General features: G+C 78.9%; 1 protein-coding gene. It reads left to right on the plus strand.

From position 1 onward, the window contains the following. Window positions 1-1,006, plus strand: a 1,006-nt coding sequence (locus ABFX54_RS56635; protein ID WP_346115617.1) for a tetratricopeptide repeat protein, incomplete at both ends; no start/stop codon positions are given.

Genomic DNA, 1,006 nt, shown 5'->3' on the forward strand with positions numbered 1-1,006 from the left:
CCGGGCCCCAGGTCATGCTGGGCGACCTGGCCCTGCTGCGGGGCGAGCACCGGGAGGCCGAGCGGGCCTACCGGGCCGCGCTCGCCATCGACCCCGGCGATCCGCAGGCCCGGGTCAACCTCGCGCTGGCCCTGCTGCGCTGGGACCCGCCGCGGCCGCACCACGACCCGGCCTGGCCCGTCGACCCGCGCGAGACCGGGCGGGCCAGGCGGGCGTTCGAGGTCTGGTCGCGGCAGGTCCGCCTGCTGGTGGCCGTGGCCACGATCGTGATCGCCGGGTCCGCGCTGCTGCTCGACTGGGGCACGCAGGCGCGGCTGGCCGGATTCGCCGTGCTCGTGCTGCTGGTGCCGATGACGGTCCGGCAGGCGCGGCGGGTGGGCCTGTGGCGGTACGCGGGGGCGATGCTCGCCAGGGACCCGTGGCTCGGGGCCTCCGTGGTGTCGGCGGCGCTGTCGGCGGTGGCCTTCGCCGGGTGGCTGCTGCTGGGGGCGGTGCAAGGCCTGCCCGCCTCGCTGGACCCGGTGTGGGCCGGGCTGGCGGGCATCGCCGTACTCGGCTGGCCGGCGCTGGCGGCCCTGCGCGCGTTGGCCGAGGCCTGGCGCGGCCATCCCCTGCGCGCACTCGCCGAGACCGGGCGCGCGGGCGAAACGGCACAGGAGGGCGAGCGGGCCTCCGGCGACGGGCCCGCTCAGCCACGCAAGCGGGTCTGGGGCGACAGGCTCGCTCCAGCGTCAGGAGGCGGGCTGGGCAGGGAGGCCGAGCGGGCGGCGTGGCGGAACACCGGGGTGGCGTTGTGGCTCGTGCTCGGCAGGACCTGGTCGGTGCTGGTGGCGCTGCTGGGCGCGGCGCTCGCGGTGGAGCCGGGGCTGGCGGTGGCCGCCGTGGTGGTGCCGTACCCGCTGGTGCGCGGTTGTCTGCGCGCCCGGCGGCGCGGCGATCGGTGGCTGGCCGCCGCGACCTGGCTCGTCGTGCTGGCGGCGGGCGCCGGTGCGGCCGGCGGGCTGCT

This window comes from Nonomuraea maheshkhaliensis, from assembly GCF_039529435.1.
GTDB lineage: Bacteria > Actinomycetota > Actinomycetes > Streptosporangiales > Streptosporangiaceae > Nonomuraea > Nonomuraea maheshkhaliensis.